A 22,667-nucleotide genomic window follows, 5' to 3' on the forward strand; every position below is an offset into this window, starting at 1 on the left:
CGAGCTCACTTGTCCAGCAGTAGGTGGCCCGACAGCTCCAACCGGTGTGCGACGTGGAGGTGACCTGCGCACGCGATCTGTGGCGACCCGACGGGAATGCGGCGATGGCTCCGCGGTGTCTCGGTCTCCGAGCGCTAGGTTCAGCCGGCCCGGCCACCCTAAGGGCGCACGCAGTACCCACCCAGGTACATCTCGGTGAAGGTCTCGGCGATCTTCTCCGTGCTCCACTTGAGCGTGGGGCGGTACCAGCGGTGCATCCAGTTGACCATGCCGAACAGGGCTAGTGCGCAGAGTTCGATGGGCAGGTCGTCGCGCAGAGTACCGTCGCTGTGGCCTCGAGCGAGGATCGTGTGCACCAGCGATTCGTACGTGCGGAGGTGTTCGATGATCCCGACCGACCATTCGCTGTCCTGACGCGCGATGCGGCCCAGGTCCTCCATGTACACGTTCATGTGGGGGTAGTTGTCGGCGTAGGAGGTCACCATTGCCCTGATCAGGGCGCGGATCTTCTCGGGAGTCCCGACCTCGCTGCGCAGGACTGCCTCGGCGGCCTCGATGTCTCGGCCGATGGCGGCGCGGACGATCTCCTGCAGCAGTTCTTCCTTGCTGCCGACGTAGTAGTACAGCGAAGCGCGGTCAGTGTCGAGGACGGTGGCGACATCTCGAAGAGTGGCCGATTCGTAGCCACGCTCACGGAACACGTGCGCGGCGGTGCGGATGATCTCGTCGCGCCGGGCGACGTAACTCGCGTTGCGCTCCTCGAACGCCGCCTTCCGCCGTGCGTCGATGCCGCTCTTGGCCATTTTCCTACCCCTTTAAACACGTGAGTTGACCGGTGTGAGCCTATCATCGGGCACTGTGACGTGTTCCAACCGAATCCCGTCCGACCGCGCAGCTGGTTCAGCGTGATGTGCGACCAGTCGATTCACCGGTAGTGGCCTCGAAACGACGCTCGAGCGTTACCTGCATGACGTCACCAGGATTGCGTGGGAGTCAGGAGCCGAAGAAGAAGTGCTGCGCGTTGTGAGCGACGAATTTGTCGAAGTGTTCTTGGGAGCGAAACGGAAGGTCGCGCGCTTCCCGCAGGCAGCGTTCGTGGGTGAGCAGCGGGTAATCGCTGGCCCACATCACGCGGTCGGTACCGCGGGTGTTCGCGTAGTGGATGACCTGCTGGGGGAGGTGCTTGGGTGCTATCGCTGACGTCATGTACGAGATGTTCGGCCATTTGACCATCAGCTTGATGCAGGTGTCGACCCATGGCTCGCCACCGTGCTGCAAGACGATCCGCAACTCGGGGAAGAACTCGGCCACGTCGTCGATCGGCAGCGGGTCCTGGTACTTGCTGGGCACTTGGGGGCCGGGGAAGCCGACGTTGAGCCCGACCGGAAGTCCCAGCTCGATGCATTTGGCGTAGATCGGGTACAGTGCGGCGTCGTTGTAGTAAAGCCGGGTTTGCAAGCCCAGCACGCGAATGAGGACATGTCCGTCCCGGGCGAGGTCCTCGACCAGGCGGACGGACTTGATGCCTTCGCGTGGGTCGACGACGTGCGACAGGGCGAACCGGTCGGGAAACTTGTCCCGCGCGGCGGTGTTCCACTCGCGGTCGCCGTCGCCGGAGTAGCCCGAGCACAGGATTCCTTTGGCGACGCCGGCAGCGTCCATCTCGTCGACGAGTTGTTCGAGTGACGTCCCGCGCGTCAGGCGCTCGGCCAGGCCGGGAAAGAGGTAGCCGACGTCCTTTGCCGGGTCCGGCGGAAAGATGTTGGGATTGATCCAGGCGTCGACGACGCCTCTGGGCAAGGTGAACACGGCAAGAATATACGCGCACGTTGACCCGTCAGTCAACGTGTGTGTAGACGACCGGCAGGCCGCTGTGCGGCGTCTCAACAGTCGTGTTGACAGCCGAATCGCACTGCGTCATGCTACGGACAGTCACTCATGGGATCTGTTGCTACGGAGGCAGTCGATGAAGTTCCACCTGATCCAGCCGGGCATGATCGGCCGCAAGCATGAGATCGAGCAGGGCATGGCCGGTCAGAACAAGGAGCTGTACCAGCGATTCCTGGAGGAAATCCGTGGCTACGTCGGTCTCGCGGACGAGCTGGGCTACGCCAGCTACGGCCACAATGAGCACCACTTGCAGATCGAGGGGTTCGAGATCACGAACCACCCCGGCATGTTCAGCCTTTTCGTCGGCCTGCACTCGAAGCGGATGAAGGTCTCGACGCTCGGATACGTACTGACCACGCACAACCCGGTCCGCGCGGCGGAAGAGATCGCCACGCTCGACCACATGCTGAAGGGTCGTCTCCAGGTCGGCTTCACCCGCGGCTACCAGAGCCGCTGGGTCGGTTCGTACGCCACGGTTCGCGGCGCGAATGCGACGACCCCGGAACTGGCCAAGAGTCGCGACGACGTCGACACGATGAATCGCGAGATCTTCGAAGAGTGCGTGAAGATCGTGAAGAAGGCATGGACCAGCGACACCTTCAGCTACGAGGGCAAGTACTGGCAGTTCCCACCGGAGAGCGGCCTGACCGGTCACCCGGCGTACGAGAAGTTCGGCAAGGGCATGGGTGCCGACGGCATGGTCCACGAGATCGGCATCGCGCCGAAGTGCTACCAGGACCCGCATCCGCCACTGTACGGCGCGTTCGCACACAGCATGCGCACTATCGACATGTGGGCGCGCGAAGGCGGCAAGCCCATTGTCATGGCCAACCAGATGGAGTTCTGCGAGGCGCTCTGGGGCCGCTACATGAAGACGGCTGAGGAAGCCGGGCGCGACGTCAAGCGTGAGGACGCGGCGGCGTGGGGCGGGGTGCTGATGCTCGGCAACGACAAGTCGCGTCTGGCGGAAATCAAGGCCGAGCACGACTGGTACTGGAACACCTTCTTCCTGCCGTTCGGCCAGGGCTACGCCAACTGCCTGATCGGCGATGTGGACGAGGTCTCCCGGCAGATCGAGCACGCTCAGGAGAAGCTCGGGTTCAACGAGATGTGGCTGCAGTTCGGCCAGGGTCACCTCGACCCGGAGGAGAACGAAGAACAGTTGCAGACCTTCGCGGATAAGATCTTCCCGCGCTTCTCGACCAAGGCCGCCGACGGTACGTGGGTCTGATCCACGTGATCGAGAACGCGTCGTCCCGGCTCGCGTGGGACGGTCGGGGTGTCGTCACCTACACGGTCGACGACGCCCCGACCCGCAACGCACTGAGTGTGGCGCTCTTGGAGGACATTGACCGGGCTCTGTCTCAGGTGGCCGGGGACTCGTCAGTCAGGCTGATCGTGTTCACGGGAGCCGGGACGGTGTTCTCCTCCGGCGCCGACCGCGCCGAACTCGGTGATCCGGCCACGATCGAACGGACCACCGCACTGCTCGGGTCGGTCCTCACTCGGATCCACGAATCGCGGGTGCCCGTCGTGGCTCGAGTCAACGGCGCCGCGTTCGGCGCGGGCCTGGCCATCGCGGCGGCGGCCGATATCAGCATCGCCACCACCGACGCCGTCTTCGGATTACCGGAAGTGCGCTTCGGTCTGGTCGCCGGGCCGGCTGCCGCGGCTTGCCTGGGTCGCATCGGCAAGGCGGCAGGCCTCGACCTGCTCCTCACCGGGCGTCGCTTCGGCGCCGATGAGGCCGCTCGCATGAACCTCGTCAACGAGGTCGTCGAGCGGGAGGTGCTCGATGCCACCGTCGAGGCCAAGGTCGCCGATCTGCTGCTCGGTGACGCCGACGCCATCGCGGCCACTCGGCGGCTTGTCCACCAGCTCTGCGGCAACTCGTTGCCCGAGCAGCTGCGCATCGTGCAGGAAGCCGCCGAGTCCGAGTCGCAGCGTTACGACGGCTCCGTCAGCCGGGCCGTCGCCCAGCGCGGCGTGCCGGACGTCGACTGGCGAGACGTGCCGGTTCGGCCTCGTCGCGCCCGCCCCGGTTCTGAGCTGAGACCCGATCTGCGCGGCGACCTGCCGCAACTGGGGCGCTGCGTCGTCACCGTCGGTACTTTCGACGGTGTCCATCGTGGACACACCGAGATCGTCAAACGCACGGTCGCCTCGGCCCGACGGCTCGGGCTCTCCAGCGTGATGCTCACCTTCGACCCGCACCCGGCGGAGCTGATCCGTCCCGGCGCGCACCCAGCGGTGCTGACCACGATCGCTCGCCGCGCCGAGCTGGCCACCGAACTGGGCATCGACCACTTCAGGGTGGTGCCGTTCGACGCAGGCGTTGCCCAGCTCGGCCCTACCGACTTCGTCCGGCAGGTGCTCGTCGAGCGGCTGCACATCGCCGAGGTCGTCGTCGGCTCGAACTTCCGGTTCGGGCACCGCGCGTCCGGATCGGTGGCTGCGCTGGCCGAACTCGCCGATCGGTTCGGGTTCACCATGACCGCCGCCGATCTCGTGGGTGTCGACGATGCCTTGAGCGGGCCTCGGCTGATCAGTTCGACCTTCCTGCGCTCGTGCATCGAGGCCGGAGATGTCGCCCTGGCAAGGGACGCGCTCGGGCGAGCACACCGCGTCGACGGCGTCATCGAGCACGGAGATCACCGTGGCCGGACGCTGGGCTTCCCCACCGCCAACTTGTCGTTCGACCGCTTCGCCGCTGTTCCGGCGGATGGCGTGTACGCCGGTCGCGCGGTGTTCTTGGACGAGTGGGGGCAGGCCGACGAGTCGGTTCCGTTGGGAGCGGCCGCGATCTCGGTCGGGACGAACCCGACGTTCGACGTCAAGCAGCGGCGCGTCGAGGCGCACATCCTGGACTGGAACCAGGACCTCTACGGCCGCCGGGTCGGTCTCGAGTTCGATCGCCGGCTGCGGGGCATGGTGCGATTCGACGGCGTCGATGCGCTCGTGGCACAGATGAAGCTCGATGTGGAGCAGGCCCGGACCGGGTAGCGATCCGCCTTGGTCGCAGTCTTCAACTCAAACGTTGACAAGGCTCGGCGACATCGACTATGAACAACCTCACTGTGCTGAACCGGATTCGGCACCGCAAAGCGGAACCGGCCTCGTCGCTTGATCAGCGCAAGGGCTGACCGACTGTCAATTCTGGTGTTGCGGCCGATGGGCCGCGTCTCATCCTGATTTGAGGAGTGCACGGAATGCGAAGCAAACGGTGGCTGGGTGCTGCGGCGGGAATGGCGCTCGCCTTGTTCGTGACGGGCTGCAGTTCGTCGGCTGATCCGGCGGGTAGCAGTGGTGGCAGATCGGCGAACGGTGCGGCGTCGGCCGCGGGTTTGGCCGAAGCCAAGGACATCGTGCAGAAGGCGCAGAAGTTCCCGACCGCGATACCGGTCACGGAGACACTGCCGGCGAAACCGCCGTCCGGCAAAACGTTTGTGTTCCTGCAGTGTGATCAGGCCACGTGCCCGCTTCAAGGCAACGGGGTTCGGGCTGCTGCCGCCGCGATCGGGTGGAACGTCAAGACGCTCAACTGGAAGCAGTCGGATCCCGCGACCCTGGTCACGGCGATGCGTACTGCGCTGCAGTACCACCCCGTCGCAGTGTCGTTCACCGGCTTGCCTCAGGAGTTGTGGAGGACGGTCCAACCGCAGTACAAAGCGGCGGGTGTGGCGATCATCCCCTCATCGCTGCCGACGACGCCGACCGGTGACGCCGTCATCCCCGGGCGCGCGTTCGAGAACGACGAGGCATCGCTCGGGAAGCTCCTGGCCGCCACGTACGTCGCAGACGACAACGGTGCCGGTTCGAAGGCGTTGATGGTGACCGTGCCGGACTACCCGGTTTACACGCCGGTCGTCGACACCTTCAACTCCGAGGTGGGCCGGCTCTGCCCCGCGTGCAGCACCTCGGTGCTGAACGTGACGCTCGCGCAGCTGCTGGGCGGACAGTTGAATTCGGCGATCATCTCGAAGGTCAAGACCGAGCCGGACATCAAATACATCGTCTCCGTCAACAGTCAGTTCATCAGCCAACTGCCGCAGGCGCTGCGGGGTGCCAACCTTGACGAGAAGTTCAAGATCCTCGGGGGGAAGGGAAACTCCGTCGATCAAGCGAACGTCCTCAATGGAACACAGCTCGCCACAGTCAACAGCCCGTTCGTGATGGGTGGTTGGCAGGATATCGACGAGGCGATCCGTTTCGCGATGGGGTTGCCGATTCCGGAGGGGGATCACAGTGCCACACCGATCCTCCTGACGAAGAACAACATTGGCAAGCCATTGGACTCGTACGACGTTCCGCTGGACTATGCCGACCAGTTCAAGAGGTTGTGGAAAGTCGACTAGTGCCGGGCGGCCGGGCCCTACCCGTTTGACTGCAGCAGCTGAACGCCGCGTATCGACGGCGCGATGCCTCGGCCGTCACAGGCATTGAGCCGGATACGGACAACGCCGTTGTCCGGGAAGAGGAACCGGGAGTCCTTGTGGAGATCACCTCTGGTGGTGCCGAACAATCCCCCACGGGATCGAGCGGCCGCGGGACCACGTGCGTCGTGATCGACGACACCGAAGCCGCCTGGTCGGACTTGAATGAGGTGTGCGCTTCTGTCGAAAGAACGTCTGCCTCGCACCGAGTCGTCGTGTTGATCGAACTCACGCCTCCCTGGTGGTCCCTGGTGCCGGGGGACGAGGGCAGCCCGGTTTCAGAAGTGACGTGGGAGGTGCTGCGCGACCACCGGCGTGCGCTCGCCGAGCGGGCCAAGATGGTCTGCCGGGAGTTCGGGGTCGGTCCGCGAAGCGTCGTGCACGACAGCGATGACCTCGTGCGCGACGTCGCGCTGTGGCGCCGGTCAGGGGCCGTGATTATCGATATTCGGGCTCGCCCAGCGAAGTCCGGGATCCGTCGGCTGTTGCGAGCCTTGCGGGGCATGGTGAGGTGACGGCGACCGCCGTCACGGGCGGCGCTCGATCGGCCAGGACCTCGTGCAATCGTGCAATGGTGCGGTCGGCAACAAGAACGGACAAACCGGCCTGGGCGCTCGGTGCCGGCTCACGCGGACTTCGAGGCCCCTCCTCGGGCGTCTGCACCCTGATTCGTCACCGAGCCCTCGAGGAAGATCTTGGTGAACGACTCGGCGATCTGATCGGCGCTGAACTGGGAGTCGGGACGGTGCCAGCGATGCATCCAGTTGATCATGCCGAACAGTGAGAGGCTGACGAGATCGACCGGCACGTCGCTCCGCACTGTGCCGTCCCGCTGACCTTTGGCCAAAACGGCGTGCACCACGGCCTCGTAGCGTCGAGTGCGTTCGATGACGTCGGTGGCCCAATCGCTGTCCTGGCGTGCAATCCGCCCCAGATCCTGGGTGTAGATGCTCATGTACGGATAGTTCTCGGCGTAGTTGTCGACCATCGAGGCGATGAGCGCCTTGAGCTTCTCCGGTGCGCTCGCCCGGCTTCGCTTGATTGTCTCGGCCGCTTCGAGAACGTTCTGAAGCGCGTTGCGGACAATCTCTTGGAGGAGTTCCTCTTTGCTGCCGACGTAGTAGTAGAGGGAGGCCCGATCGGTGCCCAGGCTCTTCGCGACCTCGAGCAGTGTGGTGGCCTCGTACCCCCGTAGCCGGAACACATCCGCCGCAGCGCGGATGATCTCTTCCCGCCGCGCGAGATACGCGGCGTTACCCTCCTTGAGGGCGGCCTGGCGGCGGGCATCGATCCCACTCTTCGGCATGTGACGCTACCTCCGTCGGCGGCTGCCGATGCTGGATGTGAATCGGAATTCAGTATGCAATCGCCAGCCTAACATTCGAGCACGCGCGCGGGCCAAGATCCCTCTCGAGGCCTCCTTCGACGCGTCAGGGGTGAACCCGTGCGCACCCCGAAATCTTCATCGGCGACTGCGCGGACGCCCATTGCTCGAGCACTGCTGCGGTCAACGCCGCCGTGTCGGACTCAGCTCAACCGAGCAGGAGTGTGCCGATCTGCGTGAGATCCGTTTGGTCCTGGAGGGCGGCGATGCGGTCGACGGCTTCGGATGCGGCGTCGCCGGACAGCTTCCCCCGGACGTTGGCGCGGAACTTGGCCTCCAGTTCGCCCCAGGCCATCGGGTCGCTGACACTGCCGCGCAGCGTCATCTGCTCGTGTTCGATCGTTCGTCCGTCGGTGGTGACGAGCTTGATCCGGGCGCCGTTCTGCGGCAGGTCAGTCGTGGGGTGCACGCTGACCCGGTCGCGGTACGGCTTCAGCCGCGCGAGCGCCTCGTCGGTGAAGGTCTCGACGGTGACCGTGCCGTCGACCAGGGCAGCCGTTACGTTGTAGGCGAGCGAGAACTTGCCCTCCAGGGGGGTGCGGGCCCAAGGGTAGACGAGCACGTCGTTGAGGTTGCGCTGCTCGATCCAGACGTCCAAGGACGCGACGTCCGGCTCGGCCAGCCTGGCCTCACGGAGAACGTTGCGCACGCCGTCGATCGCGTAATGGTTGGCGCCGCAGCATGGGTAGGCCTTGAACGTCATGCCCTCCTCGATGGCGTACGGGCTGGACAAACCGACCGAGTGCAGCCCGTCCAGCACCACGTCCAGGTCGCCCTCGCCACGGCAGATCACGTCGTGCCAGCCGAAACGCTGTTCGAGGATCTCGGGACTCGCGGTGAAGCCTGAGCGGGCGAGCAGTGCGGCTTCGATACCCGTTCGGTTGGCGATGCCCGCGTGCAGCGGCTTGGTCATCGTCCCGAAGTTGGCGCGCAGGCCGCCGGCCTGCGACGCGGCGATTCCGAGCGCGTGCGCCACGGCGTCGGGGGAGATGCCCAGCAGCCGCGCGCATCCGGCAGCGGCTCCGAGGCTGGAGTACACCGACGGCTTGTGGTAGCCGGCCGCGTAAGGGCCGAGACGGGTGTCGTGGTACATGGTGGTGAGCCGGTGGGCGATCTCGTAGGCCACGACCAGCGCGTCGGTGAACGCCGCGCCGTCAGCCTGCGTTTGCTCGGCTACCGCCCAGACGGCCGGCAGGATCGCGACGCTGACGTGCCCTGCCCCCAGGCCGATGTCGTCGTAGTCCAGGGCATGCCCGGCGGTGCCGTTGACCAGTGCCGCGAGCGACGGGCTGAGCCGCGTGCGCCCGCCGAACACCGTCGCGGCGCCAGCGCCGCCCTGCGAGCGGGCGTAGTCGAGTGCGAGCTGTCCGGCTTCCTCGGAGGCGCCGGCCACGATGACCCCGAACAGGTCCAGGGCAGCGTGCCGCACCACCTCGGCGGCGCGCGGAGACGCGCTGCCGCTCGGCGCGGAATGGGCGAACTCGGCGAGCGCGCGGGTGACTGCGGACATCATGCCTCGCGTTCGTCGAGGTGAGCGCGGACAAACCTGCCTGTCTCGTCCGTCCAGCCGTTGCTCGCGGCGTACGCCATCGCTTTGGCGAACCGCGCGTCCCAGGTGTGGCTGTGTGGCAATGGCGCGAAGGTCTTGAGGGCCTCGATGTCCAACCAGGCGTGCGTGCCGTCCACGCGGCCGTAGTTCTCCAGCACCTTTCCGGCCAGTTCGGCATCGGCCGAACGCATCACCACGGACAGCTCGTTCAGGGTGTCGGTGTCCTCGGCTGTGACGGTGCCCGCGGCGCCGTCGACGATCACCTTCATGACGCCTGCTCGTGCAGCACAGAGTGGGTGCCGAACGAGCGGCGGTAATAGGTCAGTGGCGCGTGGTCGTCGTAGTCGGTTTCCAGCACGTTGCCCAGCACGATCGTGTGGTCGCCGCCCGGTACCAGCTGCGCGACCTCGCAAGAGAACCAGCACGCCGATTGCAGGATGTGCGGGGCACCGGCGCGCGCCATCCACGAGACGCCGTCGAACTTGTCGCCGCCCTTGGTCGCGAACCGGCCCGCGAGGTCGTCCTGGGCATGCGAGAGAATGTTGATCCCGAACCGAGACGAGCTGCGCAGCACCGCCAGCAGGTCGGATTTCTCGTCGAGAGCGACCAGTACCATCGGTGGCGCGAGCGAGAGGGATGAGAAGGCGCTCACGGTCGTGCCGTGGGGGCGGGCTCCGTCGAACACGGTCACGACAGCGACCGGTGTGCATACCGAACCCATCGCGGCCTTGAACAGGTCTGAAGTGACCTCTCCCAGAGCCTTCCGCGCCGCTTGATCAGTCATGAAAGCCAAGATACGGCCGGGCTGACGTGGGTGTCAACGAAAACGTTGACACCCATCGGCTCTCAGGCGTAGCGTCGCCAAGCGAGCCACTCTGTACGGGAAAGGCGAATTGCTGATGACATACAAGCCGCGTGAAAGCGGCCCCTTTGCGAGCCTCAAGCTAATTGATGCGGACTCGCATATTACCGAAGCCGGTGATACGTGGACCTCGCGTGCGCCAGCCAAGTACAAGGACCGCGTCCCCCAATGTCATGCGGACGAAGATGGCGTCAGCTATTGGTTCGTTGACGGCCACCAGAAGCTCAGCAGGGACAACAGCATCGCGTTCGTCCGCAAGAACGGCGAGAAGATCCCGTACTACGGCGCCGACATGGAATTGGCCGGTAACCAGATCGGCGGACGCAAGGAGGACGTCCACGCCGCCGCGACCGAGGCCAAGCCGCGTGTCGAGCTGCTCGACGAGATGGGTATCTACGCACAGATCGTGTACCCGAACATCATGGGTTTCGCGGCTCCCGCCATGGTGCAGGGCCTGGATCGCGAGCTGTCGTACGTGATCTGCCAGATCTACAACGACGCGATGCGCGATTGGCAGGCCGAAGGGTCGGAGCGACTGCTGCCGCAGGCGATGCTGCCGTTCTGGGACATCCAGCAGTCCATTGCCGAGGCCAAGCGCGCCAAGGACATCGGCCTCACCGGGGTCCTGATGGCCGGCGAGCCGCACCTGGGTGGCTTGCCCGACCTGGGAACCGAGCACTGGTACCCCCTGTACGAGGTGCTGTCGGACCTGGAGCTGCCGATCAACATCCACATCGGCGCCCGCAACTGGAAGGGCGAGCAGGGCGGGGCCGCGTGGCCTTCGCTGCCGGAGCGCGCGGGCAAGCCGGTCCGCTCCATCCAGACCGAGCTGTCGAACTCGCGGTTCGTGGCGAACCTCTGCGCCAGTGACGTGTTGATCAGGTACCCGAAGCTGAACTGGGTGTCGGTCGAGTCGGGCATCGGCTGGATTCCCTACGTCCTCGAGCGCATCGACTACGAGTACCGCGAGGAGTTCCCGGGCGTCGAACCCCCGCCGCTGCCGCCGGCGAAGGAGCTGTTCCAGAAGGGTGTCTACGGCACGTTCTGGTTCGAGGATGCGGGGCCACTGGCGCTTCTTGACCGCATCGGTGCGGACAACGTGCTGTGGGAGACCGACTTCCCGCACCCGACGAGCCTGTACCCGAACCCGGTGACCCGGTCGGAGGAGAAGCTGAAGGGTCTCGACCCTGCCGTGATCCGCAAGATCGTGCAGGACAACGCGGCGAAGCTCTACAAGATCGAAGTCTGAAGCGCTCCATGCCTAACCCCATCGCCGGCAAGTTCGCCATCGTCGGTCTCGGGCACACTGTGCAGGGGGAGCTGCCGGGTCAGTCGGTCGAGGAGATCGCGGTGGATGCCGCGATCAACGCGGTCGAGGACTCCGGCCTGACGTTCGCCGACCTGGACGGGCTGATCGCCTGCAAGTCCGTCCAGGGCAACGGCAACGACGTCACCGTCGGACAGTTGCTCGGGCTCAACCTTCCCTACGTGCAGTCCCTGGACTACGGGACGTGCAATTTCTCGCTGCACCTGGCCGTCGCCGCGATCGGCGCCGGGCTCTGCAACACGGTGCTGCTCACCTACGGGGCCAATGCCCGCAGCCGCAAGTTCGACTTCGGCAGGCCGATGTACGGCGCTGACATGGCCAGCGCTGCCGGGCTGGTCCACATTGCTGGGAGGGCCGGGCTGGCCCTGCAGCGGCACAAGGCCATCTACGGCACGACGGACGAGCAGTTCGGCATGCTCGCGGTCGGCCAGCGTGAGTGGGCGCGGAAGAACCCGAACGCGATCTTCCGCAAGCCACTGAGCATGGACGACTATCTGGCCGAGAAGTACATGGTCGAGCCGCTGCGCCGCTCGGACGTCACGATGATCTCCGACGGCGGCGTGGCGTTCGTCGTCACGACGGCCGAGCGGGCCGCGGACCTGCCCACCAAGCCCGTCTACATCTCGGGCATCGCCGAGCACGCCGGCGTCCGCGGCGAACACAACCCCGAGAACCTGATGCGGCCCTGGCTCAAGGACGCGGCACGGGACATCTGGGCCAACACCGGTATGGGCCCGGCCGACATCGACGCACTCTACATCCAGGACCCGACCGCGCTCTGGACGTTGCAGATGCTGGAGTACTACGGCTTCTGCGACCTGGGCGAAGGCGGCCCATTCCTTGCAGAGGGGCATACCTTGCCCGGCGGCGACCTGCCGCTGAACACCCACGGCGGGCAGCTCTCCGAGAGCTACACCTGGGGCTGGATGCACCTGGTCGAGGCGGTCCGGCAGCTTCGAGGTCAGGCAGGCGAGCGACAACTGGAAGCCCCGGAGACGGCGATGTACCTGTCCAGCCACGGCTTCGTCAAGGCCGCCGCATCCATCCTGTCGACCAACGCGAGCGTCGGATCATGAAATGTCGTAGCGAATGCTCATCGCGGTTTCGCGAGCCAGGAGGGTCGCATGAGTGAGTCGCCGTCCCCGGTGGACCACCCCGTTGCGGAGCCGTTCTTCCAGGCGGCCGCGGAGGGCCGCCTGGTTGTCCAACACTGCAACAGCTGTGACGCGCTGCGTTGGCCGCCGCTCTCCGGTTGCCCCGAGTGCCGCAGCAGGGATACCACCTGGGTCGAGGTCGCTCCGGCCGGGACGATCTGGAGCTTCGTGGTCTACCACCGAGCCTTTTCCCGCTCGCTGAAAGACCAGATCCCGTACACCGTCGCGATGGTGCAGCTGGACGAAGGCCCGTACCTCGTCGGCCGTCTGGTCGAGGGCAAGAAGCCGCCGAAGGTGGGGGATCGTGTCGACGCAGAGTTCCTCGAAGTCGGCGGCGTCTCGACCGTCCGCTGGCGTATCGCCTGAAGTCCTTCCGCAGACAATGACAAAGGAGTCATCATGGGTCAGCTCGACGGCAAGGTCGCCTTCATCACCGGCGGCGCGCGCGGCCAAGGTCGCGCCCACGCGCTCGCGTTGGCCGCCGAGGGGGCGGACGTAGTAGTCACCGATATAGCGGAAGACGTCCCGATCGTCGGCTACCCGATGGCGACCCCCGACCAGCTGGCCACGACAGTCAAGCTCGTCGAGGAGTTCGGCGTCCGGGCGCTCGGACTACAGGTCAATGCGCGCAATACCGACGAGATCAACGCGGCCGTTCAGAGCACGATCACCGAGTTCGGGCGGTTGGACATCCTGCTCGCCAACCACGGCATCTTGGACTTCTCGACGGTTGAGAACACCACGGACGAGTCCTGGAACACGATCGTCGACACGAATCTGACCGGCATCTTCAAGGCGATCCGCGCGGCCATCCCGCACATGAAGAAGCAAGGGTGGGGTCGCATCATCGCGACCTCGTCGATGGGCGCCCGCGCGACCGCCCCCAACCTGGCCCATTACATCGCCGCGAAGTGGGGTGTCATCGGCCTGGTGAAGTCCGCCGCTCTCGAGCTCGCCGACACCGGCATCACGGTCAACGCGATCTGCCCCGGCGCCGTCGACACCGACCTGTTCTTCAACCAGCCGACCTACGACATCTTCTGCCCCGACCTGCCGAAGCCGGTCACCGAGGAGCAGTTCCGCAAGCGGTTGGACGACCTGAACTACGGCCTCAACGGCGTCCGTTTCCTCGAAGCGGATGACGTCGCACGGACCATGCTCTACCTCGTCCTCGACCGCGGCCTGATCAGCGGTCAGGTGGCCGAGATCGGCCTGCTCGGTCCGGCTCACTCCATCTATTGATGGGAGACCTGGACGGGAAGGTCGTCCTGATCACTGGCGCGACCCAGGCGGTGGGCGAGTGACGGGCACGACGCTGAACGTAGGCGGCGGCCCGTCGGCCAAGGCGCTGGTCGCGGGCGTGGCACAGCAACTCACCGAGAACCTGGCAGCCGATCGGAAGGAACATTGGCACCGTGGAAGCATCCTTCGGCGTGAAGCTGCCCGGACTCGTCCCGGCGTACGCCGGATCCCTGCGTGAGATACCGGACCTGGTGGTCGAGTTCGAAAAGCTCGGTTTCGACGATGTCATGGACGGCGAGCACATCCTGTACGCCGCGGAGATGGACCACCCGGGCGGGGCCGGCAACTTCGAGCACAGCCGTACCGAGCAGCACTCCGATCGCTCGGACACACTGGTGATGTTCGGTGCGATCGCGGCGAAGACCACCCGGATCAAGATGATCTCCGGCATCCTGCTCGCCGCCGCGCACACCTTTGCGGTGCTGGCCCGTCAGGCGTCCACATTGGACGTCATCTCCGACGGCCGGTTCATGCTCGGTGTGGGCGGCGGCTGGAATGTGGCCGAGTTCGAGCAGATGGGCATCCCCGCCGAAGAGCGCGCCGCCCGGACGGAAGAGACGATCCGTGCCTGCCGCCGGCTGTGGTCCCCTGGGCTGTCCTCGTTCGACGGGCGGTGGATCCAGTTCAAGGACGTGATCTGTGAGCCGTCCCCGGTAACGCCCGGCGGTGTTCCGGTGTGGTGGGGCGGTAATGCCTGCAGCAAGCCGACGGCGCGCCGTGTCGCGACCCTTTCGCAGGGCTGGCTCGCCCGCGAGGGGGCCGGCGACGCGGAGATCGCGGCGTCGGTCGAGGCGATCCGCGTGGCGTGCGAGAAGTACGGCCGTGACCCGTCCACTGTCGGGATCCGGGCTTCGCTGACCCAGACGTCGGACTGGAACGCCGCCGGCTCCGTCGAGGACCTGACCGAGCGGGCGATCGCCCGTGCCACGCGTCTGGTGCCGCTCGGCGTGACTCACTTCAACGTTCCGCTCGGCTACTACGGAATTGACCTGGATGCCCTGGGGGCACTGTTGAAGTCACTCCGTGCGGCTTGATCCAATCCTTGTCAACGACATTGTTGACATGCCTGTGACCTCAGTGAAAGGCTGCGACCATGTTCGAACGCGATGATCACTTCATCGGTGGCCGGTGGGTGTCGGCTCGCGGCGGGGAGGCCCTCGAGGTCGTCTCCCCGGCGACCGAGCAAGTAGTGGGGCGCGTCCCGGTCGCGATCACCGAAGAGATCGATGCCGCCGTTTCAGCAGCCCGCGTCGCCTTCGACGACGGGCCCTGGCCACGAATGAGCCTGGCCGAGCGCGGCGACCACCTGCGCCGGTTCGCAGACGCCATCGAAGCCCGCCGTGAGCAGGTGCTGCAGCTGCAGATCGACGAGATGGGCATGGTTTACAAGTTCGCCGTCGAGAACATTAACGGCATTCGCCCCTCGCTCGAGCGCTACCTCGCCGATGCGAAGAAGGTCGACTTCCGTGAGGTCCGCGACGGTGCCATCGGCAAGGTCCTCGTGCTGCGCGAGCCGATCGGCGTGGTTGCAGGTGTCACTCCGTGGAACTCTCCCATCGCGGTCGAAGTCTCCAAGATCTTCCCGTCACTGCTGATGGGCTGCCCGATCATCGTCAAGCCCGCGCCCGAATCGCCGCTGTCGGCGTATCTGCTGGGCGAGGCAGCGATTGAGGCTGGTTTACCCGAGGGCGTCCTCAGCATCGTCAATGGCGGCGTGCCGGCCGGCGCCTACCTCGTCGGCCACCCAGGCATCGACCACGTCACCTTTACCGGCAGCACGGGCGGCGGCCACGCGATCGCCAAGGCCTGCGCCGGCCAGTTCCGCGCGGTGACTCTCGAACTCGGCGGCAAGTCGGCAGCGATCATCCTGCCCGGCACCGATATGACGGACTACATCCCCTCACTCGTCGGGGGCTCCTTGCGCAACAGCGGTCAGATTTGCGTCTCCACCAACCGGGTGATCGTCCACGAGGACGACCAAGACCGGATCGTGGAGCAGCTCGTCGACCACATTTCGTCGCTGAAGCTCGGTGACCCCCACGACCCCGAAACCGACTTCGGTCCTCTCGCCGCGAAGCGTCAGCTCGACAACGTCGAAAGGTTTGTCGCTTCCGGTAAGGCCGAGGGCGCTAAGGTCGTCCTCGGTGGTGGCCGTCCCGCCGATCGGCCCACCGGGTGGTATTTCGAGCCCACCGTCTTCGTCGACGTGGACAACCGGATGGAGATCGCCCAGGAGGAGATCTTCGGTCCCGTTCTGTCCGTCATCACCTACTCGGACAAGGCCGAGGCAGTCGCCATCGCCAACGACAGCAAATACGGCCTGGGCGGCGCGGTCTTCGCGACCGACCCGGAGGAAGCGATCGAGGTGGCCTCCCAGATCGTTACCGGAACCGTCCAGGTCAACGGCGGGCCGCCGGCCGGCGGCGGCGGGCCGTTCGCGGGGCGCAAGCACTCGGGGCTGGGCGCCGAGCGCGCCGTTGAGGGGCTCGAGACCTTTCTCGAACTGAAGTCAGTGACCTTGCCGGCAGGCTACGAACCCGCCACAGTCTGAACAGGATCCACCACATCGACAACGAGGTACGACGATGGCAAAGTGCTTGGTCGCCAAGCTTGCGGACCTGCAAGGGAATCCGCTCAAGGCCGTGACGGCCGACGGTAAGCAGATCTGCTTGGCGCGGCTCGAGTCCGGCGAAGTGTTCGCGCTGAGCGACATCTGCAGCCACGAGTGGATTGAACTGTCCGATGGCGACCTGGACGGCGAGGAGGTCGAGTGTCCGGCGCATGGCTCCCGCTTCAACGTCCGGACGGGCGAGGTCAGCGGCCTACCGGCGGAGGAACCCGTCTTGACCTACCCCGTCGCGATCGAGGACGACGAGATCTACGTCGAGGTCTGAACCAGATCACCATGGCTCCCGAACAGCCCTTGCTGCCCGGGAGTCATGGTGCTTCTGCGAGAAGGAGTGGATCGGATCCGGCCAGCGGAAGCCGTCGAGTCCGCTGTTGGTCGGTGCGGACCCCTCGCACAGCGGTTGGGGGTCGGGAAGCACGGGTCCATTGCAAGACAGTGCAAATGCTATCGCCTTGGATGGTCAAGGGAGCCTGAGCGGGACCGGGCTGATCGGCCACAGGCCACGCGGCAGCCTGCACGCGACGGGATGCCGCGATGACAGAAACAGACCGCGATCATCCGGCCGATGTGTCCGCCTTGCCGGACATCGTGGCAAACAGCCATGCCTCCCCCCGGATTTGACCGGGCCGTGGGTTCGGATGAATTTCGTGGCAAGCGTGGACGGCGCGGCCACGGTACAAGGCCGTTGCGGCGGGCTCACGCATCCGGCGGACAAGGGGTTTACGACCTGATCCGGGACCGAGCCGATGTGGTGTCGGTCGGCGCGGGCACGGCGATCGCCGAGGGGTATCGGGGGGTGCGGGATACGGCGAAGCGACGCGTTCGCCGCACGGCCTGGAGTATGCCGCCGGTGCCGCCGATCGCGGTGGTGACCAGCGGAGAGAGCCTCGACCCCCTGGCGGCGGTGCTGACCGAAACGCTGGAGCCCACCGTGGTGGTGACGTGTTGTCCAATCGGCAGGTGGACGCGTACCGAGCTGCCGGCGCCGACGTGGTGCTGTCCGGCGAGAAGCGAGTCGATCTGGCCGCCGGGTTGGCGGAGTTGGGTGCGCGTGGCTGGTGGCGCGTGGCCTGTGACGGCGGGCCGGGGCTGTTCGCGGGGTGCTGGCCGCCGATCGGGTGGACGCGGTGTGCCTGACGATCTCGCCCTTGCTCGCCGCGTCCGCCGGTGGGCCGCGGATCCTGTCCGCCGGGCCGGCGGTGCCTTGTCCGTTGTGGCTGGCCTCAGCGGTACCGATGGACGGTGCGCTTCTGTTGAGGTACCACACCGAACGCGCCCGGCGCCGCATCAACGCGATCGGCTGACCGTCGGTCCTGACACCGCGGACGCCCGCACGGCACGATGCCTCGCGCTGCTCAGGCGAGGCCATGGACGCACCCTGCGGGTGTCCGGGAGCCTTCGACGGTCGCGACCATCTCGAGTACGTGCCGGTTTCGTTTGACTTCGTGGACGCGGAACATGCCGGCACCTGCGCTCGCGGCGAGCGCGGTGGCCGCCAGTGTTCCGTCGATCCGCTCTTGCAGTTCCACGTCGAGCGTTTCGCCGATGAAGTCCTTGTTCGACAAGGCCATGCGGACCGGCCAGCCGGCGCCCACCAGGTCACGGGTGTGCCGGAGCAGTCGATGCTGTGCCAGGTGTTCTTCCCGAAGTCGTGCGTCGGGTCGATCAACACGCCCTCTCGGGGTTGTCCGCCGCCGACGAACTTCCCAGCACCTGCAACGGCTACAGCAACCGGTTGGTCCCTGTGACACGCCGAACCGCGCTGGTGTCGCATGCTTGGTCGGTGCCCCGAAGGACGCGGCGGCAGTGTAGGGAACCGCGAATGTCTTAGGCGTGGCTTCTCAGGTGGTCCGCTCGACTGATCAACTCCGTTCGAGCAGGATGTCCGCCCGTCGCTGTTAACCGGAGGTTTCTTGGTTCGAGTCCAAGCAGGGGAGTAAAGGTGAGGTCACAGGCCTGGGCTTTTTGCTACCTTTGAGTAGGGGCGATTTAAGGGCGACAAAAGTTCCGCGGTCCGAAGCTGGTTGGCCGTCGTCCGTCGGCTTGGATGGTGGGGCTGACGGTAACGGATTTATGACTCCCTGTCGTCGGTCTGACGCTGGCCTATGGAGCAGTGGGTGGATGTGCCGTGACGCTGGGTGGGCTGGTCGCATCGGTCACCGGGGCGGCGCCGAGATGCTCGAGGATGCGGTTGATGCCGATCTGCAGCCCGATGATCGGCCGATAGAGCACCTCGTCGCGGTCGTTGACGAGCATCGCAATCGCCACCTGCGGCAGGTGCACGACGTGGTGGTCGAACCGGTCCCCGGCGTGGACTCGACGTGGGCCAGGGCGAGCCGGATCCAGCGGTTGTCGTATTTATCCGGACGGCACCGAACCCCGTACCGCGGCGGAGGCGCGCGTACGGGGTTCGGCGGAGGCGCTCACTCGGTCGGTCGGCGGGAGAGTGAGCATCTCCTTTCCGCGGTGGCGGAGAGTTTCGTTCAGGCGGCCAGATCCCGTGCAGGTGGTCTGGTGTCCGGTGCGGGGAAGCGCAGTGTTTCCCGGTCGCGTCCGGCCATCTCGCAGCCGGGGCGCCAGGTACCCACGTGCGTCCACTGCCGGCCCCACCAGTGACTGATGAGGACGGTGGACCGGAAGCAGACCGGGCACTGCTGGCGAAGAGAGTCGATCGCCATCGGGAGGGACCTCCGTGTCGGTTTCGCTTCGTACCCCTGAAGTGTTGCTTCTTACTGGCCGTCCGCACATCGGGAGTCCTACGGAGAAACTACGTACGCAACGAGGTGGGCCGTTCAGCCCAGCGACACCGCCGCAATGGCGTCGTCGACGACCAGTCGACCTCGATGAGCAGCTCGGTCAGTTGCGGCCGCGGCTGTTCGAAGACGACGTGGCGAGCAAGATCGTGATGAACTGCGCCGCGAACGCCGAGCCGGGAGCCCGGATCATCTCGATGGAGAGGGTGATCGGCGACACCCCGCGATCCGCGTTCGGCAAGCTGCTCGACGTTCAGACCTTCGTGACGAACCAGGGCCGGGAACGGACCGAGGACGAGTTCCGCGGGATCTTCGAGGCGGCAGGCCTGACCTGGCGGGGCGTGACGGGAACTCGCTGTGACGTCAGCCTGATCGAAGGGGTTGTGTGAGAACGATGTTCGACTTCGATCGATTCTTCACCGATCACGTCGACGCCCTGCAAAGCGACGGTCTCTATCGGAATTTCGTGCCGCTGAAGCGAAAGCGGAGCGCCTTCCCGCTGGCCGACGGGCTCACCGAGGACCGGCCGATCACGGTCTGGTGCGGGTGCGACTACCTGGCCGCGGCACAGAACCCCGATCTGGTGACCACCTTCACCACCGTGGCCTGGGAGTCCGGTGTCGGGTCCGGTGGCTCGCGCAACATCGGCGGCACGACACCGCACCACGTTGCGCTGGAGCGGGAGGTCGCCGACCTGCACGCCGAGGAGGCGGGTCTCGTCTTCACGTCGGGTTACGCCGCGAATGAGTCGTCGCTGGGCATTCTGGGCAAGCTGTTTCCCGGTTGCGTGATCTTCTCCGATGAACTGAACCACGCGTCGATCATCCAGGGCATCCGGTCGAGCGGCCGGGAGAAGCGGATCTTCCGCCACAACGACCCGCAGCACCTGGACGAACTGCTGGCCGAGTTCGAGCCCGAGGTGCCGAAGATTGTGGTCACCGAGTCGCTCTTCTCGATGGAAGGCGACGTGGCGCCCCTGCGGGAGATCGCCGCGGTGGCGGACCGGCACGGCGCGCTGACCTACCTCGACGAGGTGCACGCGGTGGGCGCGTGGGGTCCGCAGGGCGCCGGTGTCGCGGCCGACCTCGGGCTGGCGGACGCGTTCACGCTCGTGCAGGGAAGCTTGGGCAAGGCCTACGGAGTGTCGGGTGGCTACGTGGTCGGACCGACGGCCGTGATGGACACCATTCGTTCCCACGCACCCGCGTTCATCTTCACGATCTCCAGCTCGCCCGCCGTCGTGGCGACAGCGCTGGCGTCGGTCCGGCACTTCCGGTCGTCGGACATCGAACGGAAGGCACTGCGGGCCAACGTCCGGCTGCTCGCCGGGTTGCTGACTGACCACGGCATCCCACCTATGAACAGCGGGACCCACATCCAGCCCATTCTCGTGGGCGACCCGAACGCTGTCGGCGGCTTTCCCAAGCGCTGCTGGCGGACCACTCGATCTACGTCCAGCCGGTCAACGCGCCGAGTGTGCCGACCGGGACGGAGCGATTGCGGGTGAGCCTCACGGCCGCGCATTCCGTCGACGAAATCCAAGAGTTCACGCGAGCGCTGGACAAGCAGTGGGCCCGGCTGGAACTCCCGCGCACGAAGAGCAAGGACTCGAAGTGGACGCTTCGGAGCCGATCAGCGCGTCGCGGGAGTTGATCGCGGAATCCCGCTATCTCGCCCTGGCGACCGCCGGACCGTGGATCGCAACGGTGAACTACGCGGTGGGCCGGTGCGGCGAACTGCTGTTCTGCTCGCCCCCGGAGGCACGCCATTCGACCGACGTCGAGGCGCGCCGGGAGGTCGCCGTCGCGATCCACCGGGCGGTGGACCTCACCACCATCTCGGGTGTGCAGATCGTCGGCCGGTGCAGGCCGGCGGGCCCGGAGGACCTCGATGACAAGCGCAGCCAGTTCTACGAGAGCGCGTTCCCGGACCCACTCGTTCGGCAGCAGTGGGAGGTGCCGCTCACCGGCTTCGGGCCGGTGAAACCGCGCATGGTGTACGCGATCACCATCGACGAGTGCTGGCTGTTCGACACTCGTAACGCCCAGCAGGGAACCGGGGCGCGGCGGCACGCCGTCGACGCGAAAGCGCTCGTGCTCGCCCTTTCCCGGGAAGGGAAAAAGGACCATGGACACGCTGGTAGTTGACTCCATCGGCAAGGTCGACCGGCGTTCGTGGGACGAACTGGTCGGCAACGACAATTTCTTCAACAGCCACCAGTGGCTGTCATCACTCGAGCGGACCCGGGGCGAGGCGCCGGTGCTGCTCGCGACCTCGCAGGGCGCCGTCACCGGCGGTGTCGCCACGTGGCGCGGCACCGGTGACGAGCCCGGGGCACTGGTGACGCCGCTGAAGTTCCGGGCGGATCTGCCGGGACCGTGGCGCCACGAGGTGCTGTGGCTCGGCGCGCGGCGGCCGGTGTTCAACGACCTCTTGTGCACCGGCGGGCCTGGCCGGCGGGAAACGATGGCCGCGCTGCTCGACCGGGCTCGCGTGGTCGCGTACGACAGCGGCCTCGGTGCGGTCGTGATGCCGTACACCCCGCTGTCGACGGCGCTGGAGCTGGCGGGAGCCCGGCCGGACGTGAGCGTGGTGCTGCACAGCGCGGACGCGACGATCGCCGTTCCCCCGGCGGGAGCGGGGCCACAGTTCGCCGGAGCCCGGCACAAGGACCGCAAGGAATGGCGCCGAGAGCAGCGGATCTTCCAGAGTGAGGGAAACGTGGCGAAGTGGTTCCCGATGACCGAGGACGTCGTCGCCGAGATCGTTCCGCTGATCGCCCAGACCCGAGAGCGGTACGGCTCAAAAACGGACAGCGAAAGCCTGGTCGAGTTCTTTACCGCTCAGCGAACCGCCGGACTGCTGGACGGCGCGGTCGCATGCGTCTGCGAACGGGACGGCCGGACGGTCGCCGGCGCGGTCTTCTACCGGTACCGGGACGAGCTGTACGGGCTCTTCGTCGGGTTCGGCTATGAGCACGTCGGGCGAGGGTTCCAGTACTTCACGCTGGTGTTCTACGAGGCCGTGGCCTGGGCGCAGGAGCACGGCGTGCGCCGCTACCGGCTCGCGTTTTCCAGCTACGCGGCCAAAGTCGCCCGGGGTGCTTCGCTGAGGCCTCTGGCCGCCGTGGTGCTGCCGGCGGCCGAACCGCCGGCCGATCCCGCTCTGATCGACGCGCATAACACGGCGATGACCAGCTGGTTCCGTGACCGGTTCGGCCATCGGACGCAGGCCCTCACCGACGACTGGGCCCTGGTGGGACAGGCATGAACGACCGGGGGCGCGTGTACCGGGAGAGCTGGGTCGAAGGAATCCGGAAGTACTTTCTCGGCGAGCCGGACGCCTGCTACCTGAACGGCTAGTCGGCAACCCCGCGATGGCAGC

Annotated in this window: 22 protein-coding genes and 2 pseudogenes; 16 read left to right on the top strand and 8 right to left on the bottom strand. The window is 66.2% G+C overall.

Features of this window, described 5'->3' with window-relative positions; genetic code table 11:
• Positions 1-158: 158 nt before the first annotated feature.
• Complete coding sequence (locus QRX50_RS29660) at positions 159-803, bottom strand: TetR/AcrR family transcriptional regulator (RefSeq protein WP_285966421.1); 645 nt, start codon at positions 801-803, stop codon at positions 159-161.
• A 190-nt stretch (positions 804-993) separates the two neighbouring features.
• The gene (locus tag QRX50_RS29665; RefSeq protein WP_285966422.1) at positions 994-1,809 is read right to left on the bottom strand and encodes an amidohydrolase family protein; all 816 of its coding nucleotides are present in this window, start codon (positions 1,807-1,809) and stop codon (positions 994-996) included.
• Between the two features lie 64 nt (positions 1,810-1,873).
• Between QRX50_RS29665 and QRX50_RS29670 the strand changes: the two genes are divergently transcribed.
• From QRX50_RS29670 to QRX50_RS29690, 4 genes are all read left to right on the top strand, one after another.
• Positions 1,874-3,121: an LLM class flavin-dependent oxidoreductase gene (locus QRX50_RS29670; RefSeq protein ID WP_285966423.1), complete on the top strand. Its 1,248-nt coding sequence runs from the start codon at positions 1,874-1,876 to the stop codon at positions 3,119-3,121.
• The gene (locus QRX50_RS49810) at positions 3,112-4,893 is read left to right on the top strand and encodes a bifunctional riboflavin kinase/FAD synthetase (RefSeq protein WP_353074008.1); all 1,782 of its coding nucleotides are present in this window, start codon (positions 3,112-3,114) and stop codon (positions 4,891-4,893) included. Before QRX50_RS29670 ends, QRX50_RS49810 begins: the two co-directional genes overlap by 10 nt.
• Before the next feature lie 206 nt (positions 4,894-5,099).
• Complete coding sequence (locus tag QRX50_RS29685) at positions 5,100-6,245, top strand: sugar ABC transporter substrate-binding protein (RefSeq protein WP_285966424.1); 1,146 nt, start codon at positions 5,100-5,102, stop codon at positions 6,243-6,245.
• 206 nt (positions 6,246-6,451) lie between these two features.
• Complete coding sequence (locus tag QRX50_RS29690) at positions 6,452-6,838, top strand: hypothetical protein (protein WP_285966425.1); 387 nt, start codon at positions 6,452-6,454, stop codon at positions 6,836-6,838.
• Positions 6,839-6,948: 110 nt separating this feature from the next.
• On the opposite strand, the gene QRX50_RS29695 is transcribed toward QRX50_RS29690, so the two are convergent.
• The 4 genes from QRX50_RS29695 to QRX50_RS29710 form a co-directional block, all read right to left on the bottom strand.
• On the bottom strand, positions 6,949-7,629 hold the full coding sequence (locus QRX50_RS29695; protein WP_285966426.1) for a TetR/AcrR family transcriptional regulator: 681 nt from the start codon (positions 7,627-7,629) through the stop codon (positions 6,949-6,951).
• A 226-nt stretch (positions 7,630-7,855) separates the two neighbouring features.
• Positions 7,856-9,220 carry an MmgE/PrpD family protein gene (locus tag QRX50_RS29700; protein WP_285966427.1) on the bottom strand — a complete coding sequence of 455 codons (1,365 nt, stop codon included), beginning with the start codon at positions 9,218-9,220 and terminating at the stop codon, positions 7,856-7,858.
• Positions 9,217-9,525: a hypothetical protein gene (locus QRX50_RS29705; RefSeq protein ID WP_285966428.1), complete on the bottom strand. Its 309-nt coding sequence runs from the start codon at positions 9,523-9,525 to the stop codon at positions 9,217-9,219. The genes QRX50_RS29700 and QRX50_RS29705 overlap by 4 nt, the downstream gene beginning before the upstream one ends.
• Complete coding sequence (locus tag QRX50_RS29710) at positions 9,522-10,040, bottom strand: flavin reductase family protein (protein ID WP_285966429.1); 519 nt, start codon at positions 10,038-10,040, stop codon at positions 9,522-9,524. The genes QRX50_RS29705 and QRX50_RS29710 overlap by 4 nt, the downstream gene beginning before the upstream one ends.
• A gap of 115 nt (positions 10,041-10,155) precedes the next feature.
• On the opposite strand from QRX50_RS29710, the gene QRX50_RS29715 reads away from it, so the two are divergent.
• The 8 genes from QRX50_RS29715 to QRX50_RS29750 all read left to right on the top strand — a co-directional run bounded on the left by QRX50_RS29715 (position 10,156) and on the right by QRX50_RS29750 (position 17,667).
• Positions 10,156-11,367 (top strand): amidohydrolase family protein, encoded by a 1,212-nt coding sequence (locus QRX50_RS29715; protein ID WP_285966430.1) that lies wholly within the window; start codon positions 10,156-10,158, stop codon positions 11,365-11,367.
• 59 nt (positions 11,368-11,426) lie between these two features.
• Positions 11,427-12,521 carry a thiolase C-terminal domain-containing protein gene (locus QRX50_RS29720; RefSeq protein WP_285966431.1) on the top strand — a complete coding sequence of 365 codons (1,095 nt, stop codon included), beginning with the start codon at positions 11,427-11,429 and terminating at the stop codon, positions 12,519-12,521.
• A 48-nt stretch (positions 12,522-12,569) separates the two neighbouring features.
• Positions 12,570-12,965 (top strand): Zn-ribbon domain-containing OB-fold protein, encoded by a 396-nt coding sequence (locus tag QRX50_RS29725; RefSeq protein WP_285966432.1) that lies wholly within the window; start codon positions 12,570-12,572, stop codon positions 12,963-12,965.
• Between the two features lie 33 nt (positions 12,966-12,998).
• Positions 12,999-13,841 carry a mycofactocin-coupled SDR family oxidoreductase gene (locus tag QRX50_RS29730; RefSeq protein WP_285966433.1) on the top strand — a complete coding sequence of 281 codons (843 nt, stop codon included), beginning with the start codon at positions 12,999-13,001 and terminating at the stop codon, positions 13,839-13,841.
• A 173-nt stretch (positions 13,842-14,014) separates the two neighbouring features.
• Positions 14,015-14,935, top strand: a complete 921-nt coding sequence (locus QRX50_RS29735) for a TIGR03619 family F420-dependent LLM class oxidoreductase (RefSeq protein WP_285966434.1) — start codon at positions 14,015-14,017, stop codon at positions 14,933-14,935.
• 59 nt (positions 14,936-14,994) lie between these two features.
• Positions 14,995-16,452 (top strand): aldehyde dehydrogenase, encoded by a 1,458-nt coding sequence (locus QRX50_RS29740; RefSeq protein WP_285966435.1) that lies wholly within the window; start codon positions 14,995-14,997, stop codon positions 16,450-16,452.
• A 34-nt stretch (positions 16,453-16,486) separates the two neighbouring features.
• Positions 16,487-16,795: a Rieske (2Fe-2S) protein gene (locus tag QRX50_RS29745; RefSeq protein WP_285966436.1), complete on the top strand. Its 309-nt coding sequence runs from the start codon at positions 16,487-16,489 to the stop codon at positions 16,793-16,795.
• Between the two features lie 695 nt (positions 16,796-17,490).
• Positions 17,491-17,667 carry a hypothetical protein gene (locus tag QRX50_RS29750; RefSeq protein ID WP_285966437.1) on the top strand — a complete coding sequence of 59 codons (177 nt, stop codon included), beginning with the start codon at positions 17,491-17,493 and terminating at the stop codon, positions 17,665-17,667.
• Positions 17,668-17,885: 218 nt separating this feature from the next.
• Here the strand turns inward: QRX50_RS29750 and QRX50_RS29755 are convergent.
• Both QRX50_RS29755 and QRX50_RS29760 read right to left on the bottom strand, forming a co-directional pair.
• Positions 17,886-18,247 (bottom strand): annotated as a pseudogene (locus QRX50_RS29755) (dihydropteroate synthase); the annotation flags it as partial.
• Positions 18,248-18,633: 386 nt separating this feature from the next.
• Positions 18,634-18,813 (bottom strand): hypothetical protein, encoded by a 180-nt coding sequence (locus tag QRX50_RS29760; RefSeq protein ID WP_285966438.1) that lies wholly within the window; start codon positions 18,811-18,813, stop codon positions 18,634-18,636.
• A 409-nt stretch (positions 18,814-19,222) separates the two neighbouring features.
• On the opposite strand from QRX50_RS29760, the gene QRX50_RS29765 reads away from it, so the two are divergent.
• The 4 genes and pseudogenes from QRX50_RS29765 to QRX50_RS29780 all read left to right on the top strand — a co-directional run bounded on the left by QRX50_RS29765 (position 19,223) and on the right by QRX50_RS29780 (position 22,553).
• Complete coding sequence (locus QRX50_RS29765) at positions 19,223-19,672, top strand: methyltransferase (protein WP_285966439.1); 450 nt, start codon at positions 19,223-19,225, stop codon at positions 19,670-19,672.
• A gap of 5 nt (positions 19,673-19,677) precedes the next feature.
• A pseudogene (hemA, locus tag QRX50_RS29770) lies at positions 19,678-20,936 on the top strand (5-aminolevulinate synthase).
• Positions 20,897-21,430, top strand: a complete 534-nt coding sequence (locus QRX50_RS29775; protein WP_285966440.1) for a hypothetical protein — start codon at positions 20,897-20,899, stop codon at positions 21,428-21,430. Before hemA ends, QRX50_RS29775 begins: the two are co-directional and overlap by 40 nt.
• Positions 21,411-22,553, top strand: a complete 1,143-nt coding sequence (locus tag QRX50_RS29780) for a GNAT family N-acetyltransferase (RefSeq protein WP_285966441.1) — start codon at positions 21,411-21,413, stop codon at positions 22,551-22,553. Before QRX50_RS29775 ends, QRX50_RS29780 begins: the two co-directional genes overlap by 20 nt.
• The last annotated feature ends 114 nt before the right edge of the window (positions 22,554-22,667 follow it).

This window comes from Amycolatopsis sp. 2-15 (genome assembly GCF_030285625.1).
Lineage (GTDB): Bacteria > Actinomycetota > Actinomycetes > Mycobacteriales > Pseudonocardiaceae > Amycolatopsis > Amycolatopsis carbonis.

What these genes read in the sequence shown, in the direction of transcription:
- QRX50_RS29660 (WP_285966421.1), bottom strand. Translation starts at nt 803, where the DNA reads ATGGCCAAGAGCGGCATCGACGCACGGCGGAAGGCGGCGTTCGAGGAG.
- QRX50_RS29685 (WP_285966424.1), top strand. Translation starts at nt 5,100, where the DNA reads ATGCGAAGCAAACGGTGGCTGGGTGCTGCGGCGGGAATGGCGCTCGCC.
- QRX50_RS29695 (WP_285966426.1), bottom strand. Translation starts at nt 7,629, where the DNA reads ATGCCGAAGAGTGGGATCGATGCCCGCCGCCAGGCCGCCCTCAAGGAG.
- QRX50_RS29700 (WP_285966427.1), bottom strand. Translation starts at nt 9,220, where the DNA reads ATGATGTCCGCAGTCACCCGCGCGCTCGCCGAGTTCGCCCATTCCGCG.
- QRX50_RS29705 (WP_285966428.1), bottom strand. Translation starts at nt 9,525, where the DNA reads ATGAAGGTGATCGTCGACGGCGCCGCGGGCACCGTCACAGCCGAGGAC.
- QRX50_RS29710 (WP_285966429.1), bottom strand. Translation starts at nt 10,040, where the DNA reads ATGACTGATCAAGCGGCGCGGAAGGCTCTGGGAGAGGTCACTTCAGAC.
- QRX50_RS29715 (WP_285966430.1), top strand. Translation starts at nt 10,156, where the DNA reads ATGACATACAAGCCGCGTGAAAGCGGCCCCTTTGCGAGCCTCAAGCTA.
- QRX50_RS29725 (WP_285966432.1), top strand. Translation starts at nt 12,570, where the DNA reads ATGAGTGAGTCGCCGTCCCCGGTGGACCACCCCGTTGCGGAGCCGTTC.
- QRX50_RS29730 (WP_285966433.1), top strand. Translation starts at nt 12,999, where the DNA reads ATGGGTCAGCTCGACGGCAAGGTCGCCTTCATCACCGGCGGCGCGCGC.
- QRX50_RS29740 (WP_285966435.1), top strand. Translation starts at nt 14,995, where the DNA reads ATGTTCGAACGCGATGATCACTTCATCGGTGGCCGGTGGGTGTCGGCT.
- QRX50_RS29745 (WP_285966436.1), top strand. Translation starts at nt 16,487, where the DNA reads ATGGCAAAGTGCTTGGTCGCCAAGCTTGCGGACCTGCAAGGGAATCCG.
- QRX50_RS29780 (WP_285966441.1), top strand. Translation starts at nt 21,411, where the DNA reads ATGGACACGCTGGTAGTTGACTCCATCGGCAAGGTCGACCGGCGTTCG.